The following is a 19,499-nucleotide window of genomic DNA, read 5'->3' on the forward strand; positions in this document are numbered from 1 at the left end:
GCTAAGCGCAAAATCCGGGGGTCGAGGAGAAATCTATGCCGTCCATCCGATCCCTGACGTCGCCGCGCCCATCCTGGAAAATCCTTGCCCGAACCGTGGTCGCGGTTTCCGGCCTGGTCGGGGGCGCGATCGCGCTCGCCTCGATGGCGCCCATGGCGGCGACGCCCGGTCAGCTCAAGGTGCTGCCCGACGGGCCATTGAGCCCTCGACCGGTCCCGCTGATCGTCGGGGTCGGCGTGCATTTCGGTATCGGCGGCGACTATGGCTATGATCCCGCGCGCACCGCGCAGGCGATGGAGACCGTCGGCGCATCGTCGTTCCGCGACGATCTGACCTGGGCGGGCTTCAAGGGGCGGGGATGAACGCCCCGGGCACCGTGCGTCCCGGTCAGGCCGCCTTCCTCGCCGCGACGCGCGCGCGCCCGCTGTTCATCCTCGACCATCCCAATCCCGCGATCGGCGGCGACGGCGTTCCCGTGACCGATGCCGGCCGTGCCGCCTTTGCCGGATCTCGCCCGCGATGCCGCACAGCAGACGGCCGCGCGGCGCCCGATCTACGAAATCTGGAACGAGTGGAACCTCAACGCCGCCCCGGCGATGGGCAAGCTCATCGGACGCGCCGGACCCGGCGACCCTCGCGGTGGCGACGCCTATGCCCGACTGGCGGCGCAGGCCACTGCGGCGATCCGCGCGACCCAGCCTGGCGCCACGATCCTCGCCGGGGCGGCGGGCACCGACGATGGCTGGCAATGGGTTCGCTCGGTCGCGGGCGGTGGCGGCTTGCGGGGTGCCGACGGCCTGTCGGTGCATTACTACAATCATTGCGAACGCCCCGAAAACCGCACGGCGGACGAGGCGATCGACAAGATGCAGGCGTTGCATGGCGCGATGCCGACCCGCGGTGGGCGGGCGATGCCCATCTACGTCACCGAGATCGGCTGGCCGACGACCCGTGGCGGATCTTGCGACATCGCGCGCAACGATTCTGGGCGACAACATCGCGCAGTTCCTGCTCTGGTCCGCGGCGACACCCTGGATGCGCGGCGTCTGGATCTATCAGTTGAAGGACCAGGGTCAGCGCCCCGACGACATCGAGGACAATTTCGGGCTCTTCACCTATGATTATAAGCCCAAGCCCGCCGCCTGCATGGTCCGCGACGTCACGCACCTGATCGCGCGCGCCAAGAGCTGGCGGGTCGATCAGCCGCAACCCGGGCTTACCGTGGTCCGGATGGACGACGGCCAGTCGCGCAAGCTGATCGCCTGGACCGACCGCTCTTCGCAGAAGGCGCAACTGGTGCTTGGCGGCGCACCCGTACCCTATCGCACGGTCTGCGCGCCCGATGGGCCACGCGACACGACGATCCCGATCGGATCGCGGCCGGTGGTGGTATCGCTGGCGGGTAAAGGCACGGCGATCCGCTATCGAATGATGTAACGCTCTGGTCGACGGTGCGTCCGGCGAGTCTGCCGGCCGGGCGCACCCTCGATCCGGGGATCAGGCCAGCAGGCGTGCAGCGACGATCGTGATCGCCGTCCAGCCGGCGAGGCTCAGAGCTCCGAGCAGCATCAGTCGACCGCGCGGTGCCCATTTGAACGTAGCCGGCGCGCGGAACGCGGCATGTGTCTGGCCGAGGTCATGGACGTTGTCGGTCATCGCCGCGGTCACGCTTCCCGCGGGCAGCGCGACGTCGAATTGGCAGCCATAATCCGACCGGCCGACCCACGTGATCCGCGCGCTGTTCTGGCCGACGCCGGGAATGCCGATCGTCACCGCCTGGTCGATCGCCAGCGGCAGGAGCGACTCGATCCGACAACCGTCGCGATTGAGATCGGCGATGCGAATTTCACGCGAGGGCAACTCGTCGGCAAGGCGCAACGTGCCCGTGCGCGCCAGCGACACGCGCGTTTCGCCGCGGCGCTCGACCGTATCGGCAAACGAAACTAAATTATGAGCAGTTGCCACCATGCGTTCCCTAAATGGGGCAGACCCCTGACCCATCGGCCGATCTAGGGGGCATGGATTGACGAAATCCTATTATTTCATCGTTACCAGATTGCTAACTAATATTAGTTGCCGCTATCCGACCGACTTCGGTTGCCCGCTGCGGGGCGTAGCTCCAAGCAGGCTGCCGACGATCCGCTGGAACACGCGTTTGCGGCGCTCCGACACCTCGGCGATCAGCAGAGCCAGCGCGACCGCGCCGCCGATCGCGACGGACCCGCCGAGCAGGTGGGTGCGCAGGCCGGGGAACAGCGAGGTCAGCATGATCAGGAACGGCTGGTGGATGAGGTAGAGCGTGAAGCTCGCGCCCGCCAACCAGCGGATCGCACGGGCGAACCCCGCCGGGAACACGGTGCGGCCTTCCGCGGCGCGGCGGAACGCGACGATGTTGATGGTGATGACCACGCCGACCAGCGCGAAATAGACGAAGCTCTTGGCCAGTTGCGCCACGCTGGCTGGCTCGTACATCGGCCAAGCCCAATGCTCCATCGTCCGCTTGACCAGGAAATAGCCCGGGATCGTCGCGACGAAGGCGGCCAACGCCAGCCATTTCGACATCGTCACCCGGCCCGCTCGGATGTGACGATAGGCGAGCAGGCCGAACAGCCAGATCGGCATGTACGCGACCACCTTGGGCCCGAAGGCGATCATCAGCAGGACGCCGATCAGCGCGCCGCGCACGCGGCCAAGATAGAAGAACGCCGCGAAGATGACGTAATAGGCCGCCTCGAATCCGAGCGACCAATAAGGCTCGTTGCTGCCGAACACGCGGTGGCTGAACCAAAGTTCGTTGGTGAAGGTCAGCGCGAACGGCAGATTGGCGAGATAGGCGGGATCGTAGAAGCCATGGGTGCTCAACGGTACCACGCCGAAGCGGTTGGTGATCATGTCGCACGCGAAGCCGACCAGCAGCGCGATCAGGCACACCGAATATAACCGGGAGAGGCGCGCGGTCGCATAGGCGCGAAGGCTGTGCTCCTTCTCTTCCGCGACGAAGGCGATGACGAACCCCGACAGCACGAAGAACACCGCGACCGCCTCGCCCGTATGGCCGGAGATGAATCCGGGCAGCCCCGGCATCACGAAATGCCGCGCATGGCCCAGCACCACCTCGAACGCCGCGACCAGTCGCAACAGGTCGAGATAGATCGACAGGTTGGGATCGAGCACCTTGACCTTGGCAGCCTGTGAACCGGTCGGTCCTGCGTGCGTCTGCGTATCGCTCACGATGCCCGCTCCTCGTTCGTCGCCAGGGTTCGTCGTCGCCGCCATCATCGGGGCCATCATCGGGTCCGTGCCGCGCGTGCATCGATCAGCGTGTCGACCAGCGCGCCCTCGCGCCGTCGGCTATGCGCGGCCCAGCGTTCACGCACTTGTGTCCGCGCCGCCTCGACCGCCGCGGGATCCTGCGCGAGGGCGAGGATATGGCGAGCGGCGGCTTCGGGCCGGTCGAGGTCGAGCAGCGCCTCCACGCCCATGAACTCGAATCCCTGCAACGACAGCGGTGTCGCCATCACCGGCGCACCCGCGGCGAACGCCTCGAGCATCTTGATCTTCAATCCGCTGCCATGGACGACCGGGCTCAGCATGCACAGGCAGGTGCCGAGCAGCCGCTCCATCTCGTCGTCGGCGACGAAGCCCAGCGTTTCGACGTTCGCGGCGGGCGGGCCGATATGCTCGCGCGTACCCTTGCCGATGAACGTCACGATCGCCGGTGCGTCCAGCGCCAGCAGCGCAGGCGCGAGCGCGCGCGTGATCCAGTCGATCGCGGCGCGATTGGGCGGGAAGCCGGGGCTGCCGATGAACAGCACCCGGCGTTGATCGACGCCGTCGGAGGGCGGCGCGATCGCCTTTGGGTCCGAAGTCTGAGCGCTCCGTTCGATCACCGGGCACAGCGCGACGCCCTTCGCCCCCGTCAGTCCTCGGTAGTGGCGCGCATCGCTGTCGGAGATGAACACGGTCCGCGCCGCACGGCGCAACAGCAATGCCTCGATCAGCCAGGCCTGGACCGCCTCGATACGCAGGAACAGCGCCGACAGGCGCGATTTCCGCAACCGCGCACCGTCGACCAGTGTGTCCGGCGTGACGTTGTGCGCGATGAACACGAACGGCGTCCGTCCGAGCACCAGCCGCCACATCGACACGTTCGCCAGCGCCTGGATGTGATCGACCACGATCAGGTCGGGTCCCGCCGCCAACCCCGCGCGGATCGCCCGTCGCGCTGGTGTCGAGACGAAGCCGATGCTCATCAGCAGCTTGCCCGACAGCAGGTGCGCCAGCTTGCGGGCCTTGGACGGCGTCCTGGTATCCGCACGATAGCCGGTGACACCACCGAACGCAGGAGACGCGGTATCGGCCGGCAACGTCGCGAACACGCCGGTCAGCGCGATCGCGGACGACGCCGCCAGCTCGCCGATATGCGCGCGCGCGACGACGTCCATCCCCGATCGCGGCGCGACGGGATCGCCGGCACCGATATAGAAGACGCGCAGCGCCGGGCGGTCTGACGCCGCGAGCGGGGTCATTGCGCGCCGACGCTCGAAGGGCTGGCCGCGCCCAGGATCCGCGCGGGCGTTCCGGCGGCGATCGCGCCGGCCGGCACGTCCTTCAACACGACCGAATTGGCACCGATCTTGGCGCCGTGGCCGATCGTGATCGGTCCGAGAATGGTCGCGCCCGCGCCGATCTCGACATCGTCGCCGATGATCGGCCCGCGGGGCGCATCGTCGCCGCGCTTGCCGATCGTGACGCATTGCAGGATCACGACGTTGCGCCCCACCGTGCAGTCGCCGAGCACGATCGCATAGGGATGCGGCATGTAACAGCCGGGGCCGACGTTCGCGATCGCAGCGATCTCCGATCCGGATCGTCGACAGGTCCGCGCCCAATATAGTCGCGCCACGATCCGGCCTATCGCCGGGATCGATGCCAGCAATCGCTGAATCCGGTGTGCGAGGATGAAGCGGAAGCCGGGGAGGAACAACCACGCATAGATGAAAAACGCGCCGCCCGGGCGCCGGCTGCCGACCTTTGCAACGCGGATCAGGTCACCGCGGACATGATCGGCGCAGGTGCGCCATGCCGATGGCGAAGGAGTATCGGTCATCGCTGCGGCATCCCCGTTTCCGGATCGTTCGCCGTTGCCATGTGTGGAACGGGCGAAAGATCGGACTGCTTCATCTTGCTCAGGACATGGCGCAGGTACACCAAACGAACGATGAACAGCGTGCTGGCGGTCGCCGCCGCCGACAGGCCCGCACCGATCAGCCCGAAGAAATACATGAACCCCGTGCCGAACGCGATCGCGACGATCACGCCGGCGACGTTGTTGACCGCGTACATGCGGTCGCGTCCCATGCTGGTGATCGACACGTTGAGCAGGTCCGAGCCCGAACGGATCGTCGCCGCTAGCAGCATGATCGCGAGCAGCACGCGGAACACCGGGAAGCGGCCCGGCGGCGCGAAGTAGAAGATCAACTCGGTCGCCAGGAAGATGCCGACGCTGAACACCGCGGCGAAGGTCAACGTCTTGATCATCTGGCGGCGCAGCTCGGCCTGCCACTCGGCGGGATCGCCACCGCGGAACGCGCGCACCATCCGCGGCAGCGCAAGCTGCACCACGGCGGTCGAGATCAATGTCTGCAGCGCGTTGGTGATCGAGAAATAGAAGCTGTAGATACCCGTCGCGACCAGCCCGAGCAGCGCGTTCAGGATGAAGCGGTCGGCATAGCCCAGGCCGACGATGCCGAGGTCGCTGAAATAGATGTACCAGGCACGGCGCGCGCGATTGACCAGCACGCTCAGCTTCTTCTTCGCGCAAGCCCGCCTTCATCGGCCAGCGTCGCAAATAGACGAACAGCATGCCGATCGCGAGCAGGTGGCTGAGAATCCAGCCGATGAAGATCATGTCGAGCGTCTTCAGCGCCGGCACCGCAAAGCCGATTCCGACGACGATCGGGATCCACAGCGCCGAGCGGACGAACACCAGGACGTTGGCGAACAGCGCCAGCTCCAGCCCGATCATCGGCATGTAGATGTCGAGTGCGAGCGTCTCCAGCCACAGCAGGATCAGGATCAGGACCTGGGTCTGGGTGATCTCGCCGGTCTGCCAGATCAGCACGGGCACCGCGATCAGCGTGCCAGCCAGCAGCGATGCGAAGGTGATGATCAGGCGATCGCGGATCAGCGGCGCGGCGGTCGCAGGCGTATGCCCCACCACTTCGCGCGACACGAAATAGTTCAGCCCCCAGCCGACCGTCGCGGGGACGATGCCGATCGCGCCGATCGCCAGGCCGTAAACACCCGCCGATGCGAGGCCGAGCTGGCTGACGATATAGAAGGACAGCGCGAATCGCAGAAAGAGCGTCGAGCCGCGCAGAGCCATGTTCGGCGCGCCGCCGCGGATCAATCGTGTCAGTAACACAGACATGATGAAGGCAGCGTCTCCGCTAGGGCGTCGGCGCAGATCCGATCGCCGGCCGACTGCCGGGTCATACTGCACTACAGCATGCCAGTAGGCGATTTCGGTCCTATACGTCCACCCGCGGTGATCGCGGGACGGGGCCGTATCCCCGGCACGTCGCCAAATCCGGTCGGCGTGTCGCATGCTCGCTGCGTCATTTCGGATCGTGCTGCACTGCGGCATACTTTTCCGCAATTGACCTTCTATAGTGCATTCCGCAGTGAGCATGTCCGGGGCGCGATGTCCCGCGCCACGATCTTCCTGCCCAAAACGAAGGTGTTCCCGATGCGTCTCGGCCGGATAGACAGCCTCCAGATCCTGCGGTTCCTCGCGGCGTTCCTCGTGCTGTGCGGTCACAGCCAGCACGCTCTCGTCGAGCATATCGGCGCGCGCGCGGGCAACTGGGGTTTCATCCCGTTCGACTGGGGGCTCGGAGTCGACGTGTTCTTCGTCATATCGGGCTTCGTGATGTATTACATGATGCACGACCGGTTCGGGAATGCCGGCGCCGCCGCCGATTTCCTGCGCCGCCGGCTGATCCGGATCGCGCCGCTCTACTGGCTGTTCACGACGCTTGCGCTGGTCGTGCTGATCGCGACCGGTGCGCCGCGGCCGGGGCAACGAACATCCTGTTCTCCTACCTGTTCCTGCCCGGCCCGGTCTGCGGCGAATATTGCTTTCCGGTGTTCACGCTCGGCTGGACGCTGAACTACGAGATGATGTTCTACGTCGTGTTCGCGGTCGCGCTGCCGTTTCGCCGCACTGCGGGGCTGGCGATCATCTTCGCCGCGATCCTCGGGCTGATGGCGGTCGCGCATCTCGCACCGCTCGATTGGCGGATGCTGCATTTCTGGGGCTATCCGCTGACCGGCGAGTTCCTCGCGGGGATCGTGCTCGCGCACCTGTTCCTCAAGGGCGTCCGCATTCCCCGCCCGATTGCGTTCGCGATGCTGCCGCTCGCGCTGGTGCTCGCGGTGATCGGCTATCAGACCGGCGCGTACGACACGATCGGGCGGATCGTGACCGGCGGCATTCCGGCGACGCTGATCATGGCCGCCGCGGTGCTCGGGCTGGAACCGGTCGGCGGGCAGCATGTCGCGCCGTCCGGCCTGACCCGGCTGCTGGTCGCCGGCGGCGATGCCTCCTACGCGCTGTATCTGTCGCACCCGATCGCGATCAAGGTGGCCGAGGCGATCACGCAGAAGCTCGGTTTGTTCGAGCGTGCGCCCGTGCTGCTCCTGCCGATCGCGATCGTCGGTGCGCTCGTCGGCGCGGTGATCGTCCACCGCGTGATCGAAAAGCCGATGCTCGCCTTTCTCAACCGACGCTGGAGCCGCTTCGGCAGTACCGGTATGGGTGACGGCCAACCCGCGCCGGGCCGTGCCGGCGTCATCGTCACCGCAGAACCGGAATCTCGCTGATGGCTAGTATATGGTATAGTTCCGACGTGACGGACGATGCCGCGGGCGCGGTCGGCAAGAACGATCTGGCGCTGACCTGCGCCGCCGCGGTGCTCTGCATGTTCGCCATCCGCGACGCGTTGACGGGGATGCTGCGGTATCTCCTGCAGCTGGCACATCTGTCGCCGCTCTGGTTCGTGCCCGATCTGCTGGCGATGGTCGCGTTCGCCTATTTCATCTGGCATTATGCGATCCAGAAGCGCTCGTCCTTTGCGATCATCGCGACGTTGAGCACGATTTCCGCGGCCGCCGTGTCGATCATCTTCATGTCCTGGACGCCGGCGATGTTCGCGTCGTCGGTCAAGTCGTTCATGCCGATCTTCGTCGGGTTCATCTGTTGCGGACGCAGCGTCGTGCGACTGCCCGCGGTGCGGGTCTGCCTCGCGATCATGTCGGCGGTGTCGATCATCGGCCTGATCTTCGCGCCGCATATCGACTATCCCTGGGTCGGCGCGGACATCGACAGCTTCAACGGCCTGCGCAACATCTCGCGCGTGTGGTGGATCGACGGCAAGGTGCGGTACGGCGGCTTCGCAGGCGATAGCACGATGGCCGCGTTCATGGTGCTGTTCCCGTACATGATGGTCTATCGCTGGGTGCCCAAATGGATGAATCTTCTGATTCTCCCGTTGATGTTCTGGGCGATCCAGGTCTCGACCAACCGCACCGCGCTGCTGACGCTGGCGATGTTCACGCTGCATCTGGTAGTGGTCGACGTACTGATCCCGGCAAAGAACCGCCTCCACGTCGATCGCCTCCTCGCCAAATTCTCGTTCCTGACCGTGCTGGTACCGTTCGTGCTGGTCTTCACCCTGGCCGGCGCTGAGCTGCAGGACGTCTCGTCCAAGCTGATGAGCTTGCAGGACCGCATCGACAACAGCTGGCAGCTGCCCTTCACCTACCTCCAGCAGATCTTCCCGGCGGGGCTCCTGATCGGCTGCGGCCTCGGCTGCTTCGCCTATCCGATGAAGTTCTCGGACATGGCCCAGTACAACGTGCCGGTCGATAACTTCTACATGACGACCTACCTGATGCTGGGGATACCGTTCCTGGTCATCGTCGCCGGCGTGTTCGTCTCATGCTTCAGGACGGTGGACCGTACCAAGCTGTTGTTGCTGATGATGCTGAACGTCTACGCGATCACGGTGCAATGCTATGGCCCGGCGTTCGCCACGCTGATGATGGGCTACGCGTTCAGCGATGCGTTCATGACCGAAACCGGTGGATGGCGCCGCCGGGTCCGCAAGCCGGAAGGGGCGGACGAGCGAGTATTGGTCACGTCCTGAGTTCGCGCGTCGAAATCACGATCATCCGGAAGTCCGTGTCGATCCGCCGCTACACCGCCTGATCGGTTTCGGTACGCGCGCTGTACAGGGCCGCGAACTTCTCGTGGAGCATCCTGATGCTGCCGTCCGTCGCGATTGCAGCGCGGTTGCGATGCCACTCTGCGCGGGCCGCCCGATAGGCGTTATTCTCGCAGATCTGGTCTGCGCCGGGTGCAGGACCATCTTCGGCAGCTATCATCGCAGTTTCTCCTTCCCACGCTCCCTAATCGCTGGAAGAGGGGCGCGCGTGACGAGAAACGATCACCGGCTGGGGTAGATTTTACAGTTCCTGGGGCGTCGGTGGCACGTTCGGGTGCCCCGACACCCCGCGCCCCCGTTCACGCGCCATCGTTCAGGAGCGGGAGCCGTTTTCGGCATACCGGGCGGCTTCACCTTGCGCGGCGAACACCGCCGCCTGGTCCAGATGCGCGCACCGCTCGCGCCGCGACGACGATTGCGCCGCATCCTCGAGTTTGGCGAGCACCAGTGCCTCATAATCGATCGGTTCCAACAGCTCGGACACGGCAGCTTCCCAGGTCGCTCGTAAAGTACGAGCCCAAGGTACGGAGAGCTGTCCTAGATGATGCGACCCGAAACCTCCCATCGGACGAAGCGATCGGTTCATCCGACCAGCCGATCGAGCGCCGACAATGGTCATGCCCAAATTTCATGAGCGACAGGTCGTGACGCGCAAGTAAAAGGTGCGATCCGCACTGCGCGATCGCTACAGTCCGAAAACAGGCATACGCTTGATATTCCGGAGGACGCCGAGATGAAGTCGACCGTCGACCGCGTATCGAAAGGGGCCCCCGCGCCAGTGTTTCCCTGTCGATAGCGATCACGGCGATCACGGCGATCATGGCGATCGCGAGCGGAGCAACCGCGCAGCCCTCCGGTGATCCGAACCTGCGGCGGCACTGGCCTTCGGCCTTCGACGTCGTGCTTCCCAAGGGCGTGTCCTCGGACGATCTCAAGGGGCGGTGCTGGACGCAAGCGGCGCTGGATAGTTACGTGACCGAAGGCCGCCTCTGGATCGAGGATATCTACGGGCTTCCCTACGGCTATGTCGAGAATCACTGCCTGCGGGAACAGCTCTCGAAGACGAACGTGGCGCTCAACGCTTCCTACCGGACGCTGTTGCGATCGCTCGGCCCAGCGGACCGCAGGCGCGTCGTCGCGTCCGAACGTCGCTGGATCGTCCGAAGGAACGACGCTTGCAACGTATCGGACGGTATTAGCTACGTCATGCTTGGCAGCTTCGTATGCCTCATGAACATGACGAGCGACCGCCTCGCATGGCTCGCGACTTGGAAGGTTGACCGCTCAGCAGAGTAGGCCCCTTTGCCCTACCGTTCGCGGGCCGCTTCGGAGACGTCGCGCGATACCGGGTCGAGCATATAGTCGAGCAGGCGCCGGCGGCCGGTGCGGATGTCGGCGGTGACCGCGAGGCCGGGGTCAGGGTCATCTTGCGCCCGTCCGCGGTCACGGTGCGCTGGTCCATCGCGATCCGCGCCATGTAATAGGACGGCCCCTTCTCGTCCTGCACCGCGTCGCGGCTGACCGAGACGATCCGGCCCGGCACCGTGCCGAACCGGGTGAAGGGATAGGCTTCGAGCTTGAGCGAGACCGGCTGCCCGGCGCGAACGAAGCCCGCGTCGCGGTTGAGTAGCTTGGCCTCGACGGTCAGCTTGCCGTCGGGGACCACCACCATCAGCGCGCGGACCGGCTCGACCACGCCGCCGACGGTGTGGATCGCCAATTGCTGGACGGTGCCGTCGACCGGCGCGACCAGCCGCTGCATCCGGCTCTGCTGGCTGGCCTTGGCAAGATCCTGGCGGCGCTGCATTGCGTCCGACTGCGCCTTGGCGAGATCGCCGAGTGCGGTCTGGCGGGCCTGTTCGCGCGAATGGTTGAGTTCCTCGCCGAACCGCTGCGCCTCCGACAGCCCGCGCGTGCGCTGTTGCGCGGCGACGTCGCGGCTGCCCATCTCGCTATGCCGCTGGCGCTGCATGTCGAGCACCCGCAAGCCACTGGCATAGCCGCGCGCCGCCAGCGTCTCGACCGCCTTGACCTGGCGCTCCATCAGCGGCCGGTTGGCGTCGAGCGCGCGCATCTGATCCGCCGCGCCGGCCGCATCGGCGAGCGCGGAGCGACGCGCGGCGGCGAGCCCGGCATCGGCGGCGCGGGCGCTGCCGAGTTGCGCGGCGACCAGCCGGCGCTGCGTGTCCAGCACGTCGGCGGGCGTGCCGGGCGGCGCGACGAACACGCCGCGCCCCCGCTCAGCCCGTCGACGATCGCGGCGTTGCGCGCCACGTCGATCTCGGCGGTGAGCAATGCCTGGCGCGCCTGCGCTTCGTCGGCCGACGACAGGGTCGGATCGAGATCGACCAGCGGCTGGCCGCGCTTGACGACATCGCCGTCATGAACCCAGATCTTGCGGACCAGCCCACCGCTGACCGACTGGACCAGCTTGACGCTGTCGGCGGGGATCGTCCGTCCTTCCGCGGTCGCGACAATGTCGACATGGCCGAGCGTCAGCCAAGGGCGGTCGCCGCCATCCCGCCGAGCAGCAGCCAGGTGGTGATGCGCGCGGTCGGCGACACCGGGCGCTCGATCACCTCGAGCGCGGCGGGCAGGAACGCGGTCTCCAGCGGGATGCGACGGTCGCGGCGGGTGGCGCGATCCTCGATCCAGGCGCGACGGACGAGCGACAGATGATGGGTGAGCGCGGTCATGAGGTGATCCCGTACAGGACGCCCATCTGGCGTCGGTAGAGGTCGGCGTAGCGGCCGTCGTGGCTGAGCAGCTCGTCGTGCGATCCCTGTTCGACCAGGCGGCCTTTCTCGAGCGCGACGATCCGGTCGCACTGGCGGATCGCGGACAGGCGATGGGCGATGATGATGACGGTGCGGCCGACCGCCATCTGCTTCAGGTTGGTCTGGATGATCTCCTCGCTCTCGGCGTCGAGCGCGGAGGTCGCCTCGTCGAAGATCAGGATGCGCGGCTGGGTGACGAGCGCGCGGGCGATCGCGAGCCGCTGGCGCTGGCCGCCCGACAGGTTGGCGCCGCGCTCCTCGATCATCGTGTCATAGCCCTGCGGCATCCGCGTGATGAACTCGTGCGCCCCCGCCATCTCGGCGGCGGCCATCACCTTGTCGATCGGCAGCGCGGGGTTGGCGAGCGCGATGTTCTCGCGCACCGTGCGGTTGAACAGCACGTTCTCCTGCAACACCACGCCGATCTGGCGACGCAGCCACGCGGGATCGATCTGCGCGACGTCGACCCCGTCGACCAGCACGCGGCCGTTGGCGGGGACGTAGAGCCGCTGGAGCAGCTTCGTCAGCGTCGACTTGCCCGATCCCGACGAGCCGACGATGCCCAGCGTCGACCCGGCGGGGATGGCGAGGTCGATGTCGTCGAGCGTCCACGGACCATCGTCGACATAGCGGAAGCGGACGTTCTCGAACGTCACGCTGCCGCGGATCGCAGGCAGCGCGGTCTGGCTGCCGGCACCCGGCTCGACGCGGTGGTTGAGGACGTCGCCGAGCCGCTCGACCGCGATCCGGACCTGCTGGAACTCCTGCCACAGCTGCGCCATGCGGATCACCGGGCCCGACACGCGCTGCGCGAACATGTTGAACGCGACCAAGCCGCCGACGGTCAGGTCGTGCGCGATCACCGCCTGCGCGCCGAAATACAGGATCGCCGCCATGTTGAGCTTGGAGATCAGCTGGATCGCGTTGTTGCCGGTGTTGCCGAGGTCGATGACGCGCTGGTTGGCGGCCGAATAGCCTGCGAGGCGGCGCTCCCAGGCGTCCTGCCACTGCGGTTCGACCGCGGCGGCCTTGACCGTCTGGATCCCGGCGATGCTCTCGACCAGCAGAGCGTTGTTGGCCGCACCGCGCTCGAACTTCTCGTCGAGCCGACTGCGCAGCGGGCCGGTCACGAGCAGCGCGACCGCGAGATAGGCGGGAATCGCGAGCACTGCGACGAAGAACAGCTTGACCGAATACAGCGCCATAACCGCGAGGAAGACGACCGCGAACAGCGGGTCGATCAGCACCGTCAGCGAGGCGTTGGTGAGAAATTCGCGGATCGTCTCGAGCTGGCGGACGCGCATCGCGGTATCGCCGACGCGGCGCGATTCGAAATAGCTGAGCGGCAGCCGCAGCAGATGGCGGAACAGCCGCGCGCCCAGCTCGACGTCGATCTTCTGGCTCGTTTCCGAATACAGCCGGGTACGCAGCCAGCCGAACGCGGTCTCCCAGAACGACACCGCGACGAACCCGATCGTCAGCACCGACAGCGTCGACAGCGTCCCGTGCACCAGCACCTTGTCCACCACGCTCTGGAAGAACAACGGCGCGGCGAGCCCGAGCAGGTTCAGCGCCAGTGTGATCAGCAGCACCTCGCCGATCAGCCGGCGATAGCGCACGATCTGCGGGATGAACCACGAGAAATCGAACCCCTTGCTCGCGAGCGCCGCGCTCTCGCGCGTCGTGACCAGCACGAGCGTGCCCGACCAGAGCGTCTGGAGCGTCGCCAGGTCGACCTTGGCGACCGGCTGGTGCGCGCGCTGGATCAGTACCTCGTCGCCCTGCATCCGGCCGATCAGGAACCAGCCCTCGGGCCCGTCCGCCAGCGCCGGCAGCGGCAGGCGGGCGAGATCCTCGGGCTTGGCGGTTCGCGACTTGGCGCGCACGCCGTCGATGCCGCCCGCCAGCCGCACGATCGCATCGGCGTCGAGCGAGTGGAAATGGCCCAGACCGTGGCGCAACTGATCGGCATCGACCGCGATGCGGTGGATCGCCAGCAACGCGGTCAGCGCCACCAGGCCGCTATCGTCCTGGATCACCTGATGCTTCATGCGCCGGGCCGATCTGCGGCACGGGCGGTTCGCACACGGGCGGCGGGAACACGGACTGGGGTCATAACATCTTCCACAAAACCGATTCGGTGTGGTTAACGTTACGGCCAAAATCCTAAGCGGATGTTGCGATGCAGCGCGCTTCACCGCTTAAACCGGTACGCGCGCCGCAAAGCGTCAGCCGAATGCGTAAACGCCGCTGTTAGCCGAGGTCTGCACCAGTCGGTGCGCCGCCGCCCCGGTCAGCGTGATCGTCGCACCCTGATCGTATTTCACGGTCAGGTCGCTGCCCGATATCTCCATCATCGGCTGGTATCCCGACTTCGCGAACGCCGAGAGATCGAGCAGATCGTGGCCCGCACCGAAGTCCGCGATCGTCGCCGACGTACCCAGCGTGACGAGGAAACGATCGTCGCCGCCACCGCCGGCAACGGTCGCACCGCTGCGGTCGACCAGCAGCAGTTCGTCCGCCACCGAGCCGGTGACCCCGCCCGCGCCGCCGACCAGGATCGCGTCATAGCCGCTCGCCGCGTTCCGGACATCGGCGATCGCATGGCCCGCGGTCGTAAAGCTCTCGGTCGTCGCGACGCCCGCGGCGGTGGTCGTCGTACGGCCCGTCATCACGCCCGCAGTGTAGCTGCGAACGACGCTGCCACCGCCGGCAAGCTCGGTCTTGCTGGAGGAGAGCTGATCCTTCGCGGTATCGAAGTTCATCGTCGTACGCCCGGTCGCATCGGTCACGACCTTGCTCTGCTCGCGGCCGGCGATGTCGAAATATTGCTGCGTCCGCCCGGTCGCGTCGTTCACCTCGGCATAGGCGCGGCTGCCGTCGGTGCGGGTGCGATCGACCGAGATCGTCTTGCCGGTCGTATCGGTCTTGACCACGCCGATCGCATAGTCGGAGCCGGTCGGCATATAGACGGTGTTGACGGCCGAGCCGTCCGGCGCGGTCACATATTTGCGCGTGACCCTCCCGGACTGGTCGTACAGCAGGGTCGTCCACTGCCCCTGCGCATCGACGGTGACGTCCTTGATCAACCGGCCCGCGGTGTCGAAGCCGCGGCTGTGCTTGATCCCGTTCGACTCGTCGATCCGGGTCACGAGCGCGCCGGTCTCGGCGTCGTATTCGCTGGTCTGCGTGCTGTCGCTGCCGATCGTCGCGGCCTTCGTCTTCCGGCCCGTGGCGTCGTAATAGGTCAGCAGGCTGGTGCCGTCGGGATTGCGCGTCTCGGTATAATCGAGCGTCCCGTCACCGTGCTTGCGCACGACCGAGACGACCACGCCCTTGCCGTCGACGAGCTGGGTCTGCGTGACGTAGGATTTGCCGGTGACGTTATACAGCGTGTTCTCGGCGGTACCGTCGGCGCGTTCGATGAAGTTGCTCGTCAGCTTGCCGGTGGTCGCGTCGTACAGCGTCGTGTTCCAGCTGCCCGCAGCATCGACGATCACCGCGGTCGTGCGGATCCCGGCGGCGGTATAGGTGTCGGCGGTGCGCGATCCGTCGGCGTTGTAGGCCTCGACGATCTTGCCGCCGGCCGCGACCTGGGTCCGCCGGCTGGCGAGTTTGCCGTTCTCGTAGAGCGAGGTGGCGACATCGCCGTTGACCAGCTGGCCGATGTCGCGCGTGATCAACCCGGTGGTCGCATCGAACTGCTGCGTATGCGTTTCGCCGGTCGCGGCGATCGCCACCGACTGGCTGAGCTTGCCCGTCGCGTCGTAGGTCTGGAGGAGACGCGCGCCGTCGGCGGCGTTGGTTTCCTGATACGCCAGGCTGCCATCGGCATGACTGCGCACGACCAGCGTGACCTTGCCCTTGGCGTCGAACACGCTGCGCTCGGTGGTCCAGGCCTGACCTGTGATGCCGAACGATTGCGTCTCGCCGCTGCCGTCGGCGTTCTTGATATAGCGCTTCGACACGGCACCCGTGCCGTCGAGAACCGACGTGGTCCAGGTGCCCGCGGTATCGACCGTCACTTCGTTGGTCTTCTTGCCCGCGGCGTCGTACGTCACGGTCGAGCGGCTGCCGTCGGGCAGTACCGAGACCATCTGCGCGACGATGCCGGCCTTGAAGCTGGTGGTGACCGTCCCGCCGACCGCCGACTGGACGACGCGCGACAGCAATGTCGCGGTCGCCGGATCATAGGTCAGCACCGTCCGCGTACCGTCCTTGGCGACGTCGCCCGTCACCGTCGTCTCGGTCTGGCGACGGCCCTGCGAATCATACGCCGTCGTGATCTTCGAGCTGCCCTGGACGATCTCGGTCGAGACCAGCCGGCCGTCGGCGGCGCTGCGAGGTCAGCGACACCATCTTGCCGGTGGCGTCCGTCACCTGGATCTCGGTGGTCCAGGCGAGGCCGGTCAGGCCATAGGCGCGGGTTTCGCCGCTGCCGTCGGGATTGGCGACATACACCTTGGTGACCGCACCCGAGGTCGCGTCGTACAACGTCGTCGTCTTCGTGCCGTCGGGGTCGGTCTGCAACTGCGAGATCTTCGCGCCCGCGCTGTTGTAAGTGTAGGTGACCTTGCCCTGCTCGTTGACGACGTCCTCGTTCACCAGGCCGCCGCCGCTATAGGTCTGGCTGCGGATGATCGCGCCGTTGGCGGCCAGTTCGAGCAGGCTCTTCAGCCCGCCGGTGGTCGGGTCGTAGGTGGTGATCACGCGCCCGCCGCCGACCGCGGTGATCGTCTGGTTGAGCCGGTGGCCGGTCGCGTCATAGCTCGTCGTCGTGCGCTTGCCGTCGGCCGCGTACGAGTCGGTATAGTCGAGCGTACCGTCGGCATGGCGCCGCACTACCGAGACGACCTTGCCCGCCTTGTCGGTGGTCTGGACCTCGGTCACATAGGATTTGCCGGTGACGTTGTAGCTGGTGACGATGCTGCGCCCGTCGGTATATTGCACATAGGTGCGCTGCGGCTTGCCGGTCGTCGCGTCGAAGACCTGCGTGGTATAGGTCTTGGCGGTGTCGACATCGACCTGCCGCGTCTTCAACCCGGTCGCGTCGAACGTCTCCGAGGTGCGGCTGCCGTCGGCGCGGACCAGCGTCCGGTCGCTCATCACGCCTGCGACATAGGTTATCGTCGTGGTCGCTCCGGCCGCGGTCTGCACCACGCTCGACGCCAGCTTGCTGGTGGTCGCATCGTAGGTCAGCGAGGTGCGCGTGCCGTCCGCCGCGTTCGTCACCTTGGTCAGCAACTGGCCGTTGGCGCCGTACGTGCTGGAGATCTTGCCGCCGTCGGCAAAGGTCTGCGCGGTGGTGACCGGCGTGCCGTCGGCGCGCAGTCGCTCGACCAGCGTCACCACGCCCTTGGTGTTCACCACCTGGTGCTCGGTGACATAGGCGAGGCCGGTCAGCTTGAACGCATAGCTCTCGCTGCTGCCGTCGGGCCGCTGCACGAACTTGCGCGAGACGTCACCGCTCGCGTCATATTGCAGCGTCGTCCAGACGTTCTTGGTATCGACCTGGACCTCGCTGACCCGCTTGCCGGCGGCGTCGTAGGTGTCGGTGACCTTCGAGCCGTCTGCCGCGGTCAGCGTGTAGGTCGACACGATACCGTTCTTGTAGATCGTCGCGGCATTGCTGCCGTCCTTGCCGGCGACCGTCATCGATGCCGGCTTGCCGGTCGCGATGTCGTAGCTGGTGACGGTCCGCCCGAGCTTCGGATCGTCGACGATCGTCGCCGACAGCTTGCCCATGGTATAGCTCTGGTCGCTGATCACGCCGGTCGCATATTCGGTATGGATGTTCGAAATGACGCCGCCGAGATAGCCATAGTCGGCGGTCGAGACGAGGATGCCCTTGGCGTCGAACGCCTGTTCTTCCTTCCAGCCGACGCCGGTCTCGGTGACCTTGAACGAATAGCCGCCGTCGATCTTCGCCAGTACGTCGCCGTAATTGGCGATCATGTACCGCATCGTCGATACCGAGGCGACGTTCAGCACCGCGCTGTCGGTCAGCGCGATCGTCTTCAACCCGGTCGATCCCGCCAGCTTGTCGATCTGTGCGACCAGCCCGTCCGCGGTCGTACTCAGCGCGGCGGGAACCGCAGTGGCGGTCTCGGTATAGGCGGACTTCGACCCGACTTCGACGACCAGAGCGCGATCGCCGACGGCCAGCGTGATCTGGCTGACGTTGGTATAGCTCGCGATCGGCGCGCTGCCCCGCAGCGGATCATAGACGTATACCGTCTTCTGCATGCCGCCGAGATCGATCGTGACGGTCTTCGTCGCCAGCGCGTTTTCGGACTGGGTGGTGGTGTTCCACAGATTGGCATCGCGCCACAGCAGGATGTCATAGGCGCCGTTGGTCTTGGTCAGCGTCAGCGAATGGCCGTCGGCCGGCATGCCGTCCAGCGAATAGGCGGTCGCGGCCGACGCCGCGGTGCCGGTCCCCGCATCGACATAGGAGAGCAGGCTTGTCAGGTTGTGGACCGCGGTCGCCGCCTGCTTGGGCGTGCCGTCGGCGTTGAACAGGCCGAAATGGAACTCCTTCTCCGCGCCGTCCGGGTTGAGGCTGCTGTCGAACAGTTCGTACAGGAACGTCTGGCTCGATCCGTTCTCGAACGCGGTGAGCAGTGCGTTGACGGTCAGCTTGGCCTGCGCGCTTTCGTTGACGCCGAGGCCGGGATCGCTCGACAGCGTGGTGTAGCCGGTCTCGGTGATGACGATCTTGTCGCCCTTGGACGCCGCCGCGGCGCGCGCCATCGATGCCTCCATCACCTTGTCGGACAGTCCGCCCGACGCGGTATAGGCATGCGCGTTGGCGTAATCGGAATAGGCGCCGAGATCGCCGATCGCCGCATAGGCCGACGGGCTTTCCAGTGCGACCGACAGGTTGATGACCGACACGCCCGACAGCCCGGCATTGCCCTTGATCGCGGTATACAGCGCCTTCTGATACTCGACCGCCGCCGTCAGCGAGCCGCTGCCGTTATAGCTGAACTCCTGCGTGTTGACCTCGTTCAGGCCCTCGATCGCGACGATGCTGCCGGCATGCCGGGTCTGGAAGTCCTCGAGCGACGCGACATAGTTCGCCAGCCCCGACGCCCCGGTCGCGGGCAGGCCAGACGACGTCACGAAGTCGAATTTGACCCCCGCGGCCGCCATTGCGTTAACGACTGCGTTACCGATTCCCGACCCCGGTAACGTATCGCGCACCGTGCCGATGCCCAGATAGTTCAGGCTGCTGATCGTCATGCTGGCATTGCCGTACGCATTATTAGCGTTGCCGGAGTGAGCGTTAACGCCCAGCGTCGACAGAAACGAGGTGGCGGAAGCGGTCGAGTTAGGCATGGCGGATCTCCATAACGTCGCCCGTGCACCTCGCAGAAACTCATGGCACCGAGGCTAATCAAAAGCGTTAAAATCGCGTTAGCTGTCTTTT

At 66.1% G+C, this 19,499-nt stretch carries 20 protein-coding genes; 8 read left to right on the forward strand and 12 right to left on the reverse strand.

What is annotated here, in order from left to right; translation table 11 throughout:
- Positions 1-95: 95 nt before the first annotated feature.
- The 3 genes from AC0IX7_RS16890 (at position 96) to AC0IX7_RS16900 (ending at position 1,437) form a co-directional block, all read left to right on the forward strand.
- Positions 96-362 carry a hypothetical protein gene (locus tag AC0IX7_RS16890; RefSeq protein ID WP_471812969.1) on the forward strand — a complete coding sequence of 89 codons (267 nt, stop codon included), beginning with the start codon at positions 96-98 and terminating at the stop codon, positions 360-362.
- Between the two features lie 120 nt (positions 363-482).
- On the forward strand, positions 483-1,121 hold the full coding sequence (locus tag AC0IX7_RS16895) for a hypothetical protein (protein ID WP_471812970.1): 639 nt from the start codon (positions 483-485) through the stop codon (positions 1,119-1,121).
- Positions 1,060-1,437 carry a hypothetical protein gene (locus AC0IX7_RS16900; protein WP_471812972.1) on the forward strand — a complete coding sequence of 126 codons (378 nt, stop codon included), beginning with the start codon at positions 1,060-1,062 and terminating at the stop codon, positions 1,435-1,437. The genes AC0IX7_RS16895 and AC0IX7_RS16900 overlap by 62 nt, the downstream gene beginning before the upstream one ends.
- 60 nt (positions 1,438-1,497) lie before the next feature.
- On the opposite strand, the gene AC0IX7_RS16905 is transcribed toward AC0IX7_RS16900, so the two are convergent.
- The 5 genes from AC0IX7_RS16905 to AC0IX7_RS16925 form a co-directional block, all read right to left on the reverse strand.
- A complete protein-coding gene (locus AC0IX7_RS16905) occupies positions 1,498-1,965 on the reverse strand; it encodes a hypothetical protein (RefSeq protein ID WP_471812974.1) in 468 nt (155 codons plus the stop codon).
- Positions 1,966-2,079: 114 nt separating this feature from the next.
- Positions 2,080-3,231, reverse strand: a complete 1,152-nt coding sequence (locus AC0IX7_RS16910; protein WP_471812976.1) for an acyltransferase family protein — start codon at positions 3,229-3,231, stop codon at positions 2,080-2,082.
- Between the two features lie 56 nt (positions 3,232-3,287).
- A complete protein-coding gene (locus AC0IX7_RS16915; protein WP_471812978.1) occupies positions 3,288-4,529 on the reverse strand; it encodes a glycosyltransferase in 1,242 nt (413 codons plus the stop codon).
- A complete protein-coding gene (locus AC0IX7_RS16920; protein WP_471812980.1) occupies positions 4,526-5,110 on the reverse strand; it encodes a serine O-acetyltransferase in 585 nt (194 codons plus the stop codon). The genes AC0IX7_RS16915 and AC0IX7_RS16920 overlap by 4 nt, the downstream gene beginning before the upstream one ends.
- Positions 5,107-5,802: a lipopolysaccharide biosynthesis protein gene (locus AC0IX7_RS16925; protein ID WP_471812982.1), complete on the reverse strand. Its 696-nt coding sequence runs from the start codon at positions 5,800-5,802 to the stop codon at positions 5,107-5,109. The genes AC0IX7_RS16920 and AC0IX7_RS16925 overlap by 4 nt, the downstream gene beginning before the upstream one ends.
- Between AC0IX7_RS16925 and AC0IX7_RS16930 the strand changes: the two genes are divergently transcribed.
- From AC0IX7_RS16930 to AC0IX7_RS16945, 4 genes are all read left to right on the forward strand, one after another.
- Positions 5,792-6,424: a hypothetical protein gene (locus tag AC0IX7_RS16930; RefSeq protein WP_471812984.1), complete on the forward strand. Its 633-nt coding sequence runs from the start codon at positions 5,792-5,794 to the stop codon at positions 6,422-6,424. The two genes, AC0IX7_RS16925 and AC0IX7_RS16930, sit on opposite strands and share 11 nt — an antisense overlap.
- 126 nt (positions 6,425-6,550) lie before the next feature.
- A complete protein-coding gene (locus AC0IX7_RS16935; protein WP_471812986.1) occupies positions 6,551-7,174 on the forward strand; it encodes an acyltransferase family protein in 624 nt (207 codons plus the stop codon).
- Positions 7,150-7,887 (forward strand): acyltransferase family protein, encoded by a 738-nt coding sequence (locus tag AC0IX7_RS16940; RefSeq protein WP_471812988.1) that lies wholly within the window; start codon positions 7,150-7,152, stop codon positions 7,885-7,887. Before AC0IX7_RS16935 ends, AC0IX7_RS16940 begins: the two co-directional genes overlap by 25 nt.
- A 26-nt stretch (positions 7,888-7,913) precedes the next feature.
- The gene (locus AC0IX7_RS16945; RefSeq protein ID WP_471812990.1) at positions 7,914-9,212 is read left to right on the forward strand and encodes a hypothetical protein; all 1,299 of its coding nucleotides are present in this window, start codon (positions 7,914-7,916) and stop codon (positions 9,210-9,212) included.
- A gap of 49 nt (positions 9,213-9,261) precedes the next feature.
- On the opposite strand, the gene AC0IX7_RS16950 is transcribed toward AC0IX7_RS16945, so the two are convergent.
- Positions 9,262-9,450, reverse strand: coding sequence for a hypothetical protein (locus AC0IX7_RS16950; RefSeq protein ID WP_471812992.1), 189 nt, complete (start codon positions 9,448-9,450; stop codon positions 9,262-9,264).
- A gap of 153 nt (positions 9,451-9,603) precedes the next feature.
- Positions 9,604-9,774, reverse strand: coding sequence for a hypothetical protein (locus AC0IX7_RS16955; protein ID WP_471812994.1), 171 nt, complete (start codon positions 9,772-9,774; stop codon positions 9,604-9,606).
- Positions 9,775-10,109: 335 nt separating this feature from the next.
- Between AC0IX7_RS16955 and AC0IX7_RS16960 the strand changes: the two genes are divergently transcribed.
- Entirely contained in the window at positions 10,110-10,586 is a 477-nt protein-coding gene (locus AC0IX7_RS16960) for a lysozyme inhibitor LprI family protein (protein ID WP_471812996.1), read from the forward strand.
- On the opposite strand, the gene AC0IX7_RS16965 is transcribed toward AC0IX7_RS16960, so the two are convergent.
- From AC0IX7_RS16965 to AC0IX7_RS16985, 5 genes are all read right to left on the reverse strand, one after another.
- A complete protein-coding gene (locus tag AC0IX7_RS16965; protein ID WP_471813925.1) occupies positions 10,519-11,586 on the reverse strand; it encodes a beta-barrel domain-containing protein in 1,068 nt (355 codons plus the stop codon). The two genes, AC0IX7_RS16960 and AC0IX7_RS16965, sit on opposite strands and share 68 nt — an antisense overlap.
- A 199-nt stretch (positions 11,587-11,785) precedes the next feature.
- Positions 11,786-11,986, reverse strand: coding sequence for a hypothetical protein (locus tag AC0IX7_RS16970; protein ID WP_471812997.1), 201 nt, complete (start codon positions 11,984-11,986; stop codon positions 11,786-11,788).
- On the reverse strand, positions 11,983-14,118 hold the full coding sequence (locus AC0IX7_RS16975) for a type I secretion system permease/ATPase (RefSeq protein ID WP_471812999.1): 2,136 nt from the start codon (positions 14,116-14,118) through the stop codon (positions 11,983-11,985). Before AC0IX7_RS16975 ends, AC0IX7_RS16970 begins: the two co-directional genes overlap by 4 nt.
- Before the next feature lie 177 nt (positions 14,119-14,295).
- Positions 14,296-16,305 (reverse strand): hypothetical protein, encoded by a 2,010-nt coding sequence (locus AC0IX7_RS16980; protein ID WP_471813000.1) that lies wholly within the window; start codon positions 16,303-16,305, stop codon positions 14,296-14,298.
- 31 nt (positions 16,306-16,336) lie between these two features.
- Positions 16,337-19,408 carry an RHS repeat domain-containing protein gene (locus AC0IX7_RS16985; protein WP_471813001.1) on the reverse strand — a complete coding sequence of 1,024 codons (3,072 nt, stop codon included), beginning with the start codon at positions 19,406-19,408 and terminating at the stop codon, positions 16,337-16,339.
- Positions 19,409-19,499 lie beyond the last annotated feature (91 nt).

Source organism: Sphingomonas sp. AC411 (assembly GCF_979253035.1).

Bases quoted from the DNA above. Each gene is read 5' to 3' on its own strand.
- AC0IX7_RS16920 (WP_471812980.1), bottom strand. From the start codon at position 5,110: ATGACCGATACTCCTTCGCCATCGGCATGGCGCACCTGCGCCGATCAT.
- AC0IX7_RS16985 (WP_471813001.1), bottom strand. From the start codon at position 19,408: ATGCCTAACTCGACCGCTTCCGCCACCTCGTTTCTGTCGACGCTGGGC.
- AC0IX7_RS16915 (WP_471812978.1), bottom strand. From the start codon at position 4,529: ATGACCCCGCTCGCGGCGTCAGACCGCCCGGCGCTGCGCGTCTTCTAT.
- AC0IX7_RS16960 (WP_471812996.1), top strand. From the start codon at position 10,110: ATGGCGATCGCGAGCGGAGCAACCGCGCAGCCCTCCGGTGATCCGAAC.
- AC0IX7_RS16975 (WP_471812999.1), bottom strand. From the start codon at position 14,118: ATGAAGCATCAGGTGATCCAGGACGATAGCGGCCTGGTGGCGCTGACC.
- AC0IX7_RS16970 (WP_471812997.1), bottom strand. From the start codon at position 11,986: ATGACCGCGCTCACCCATCATCTGTCGCTCGTCCGTCGCGCCTGGATC.
- AC0IX7_RS16950 (WP_471812992.1), bottom strand. From the start codon at position 9,450: ATGATAGCTGCCGAAGATGGTCCTGCACCCGGCGCAGACCAGATCTGC.
- AC0IX7_RS16895 (WP_471812970.1), top strand. From the start codon at position 483: ATGCCGGCCGTGCCGCCTTTGCCGGATCTCGCCCGCGATGCCGCACAG.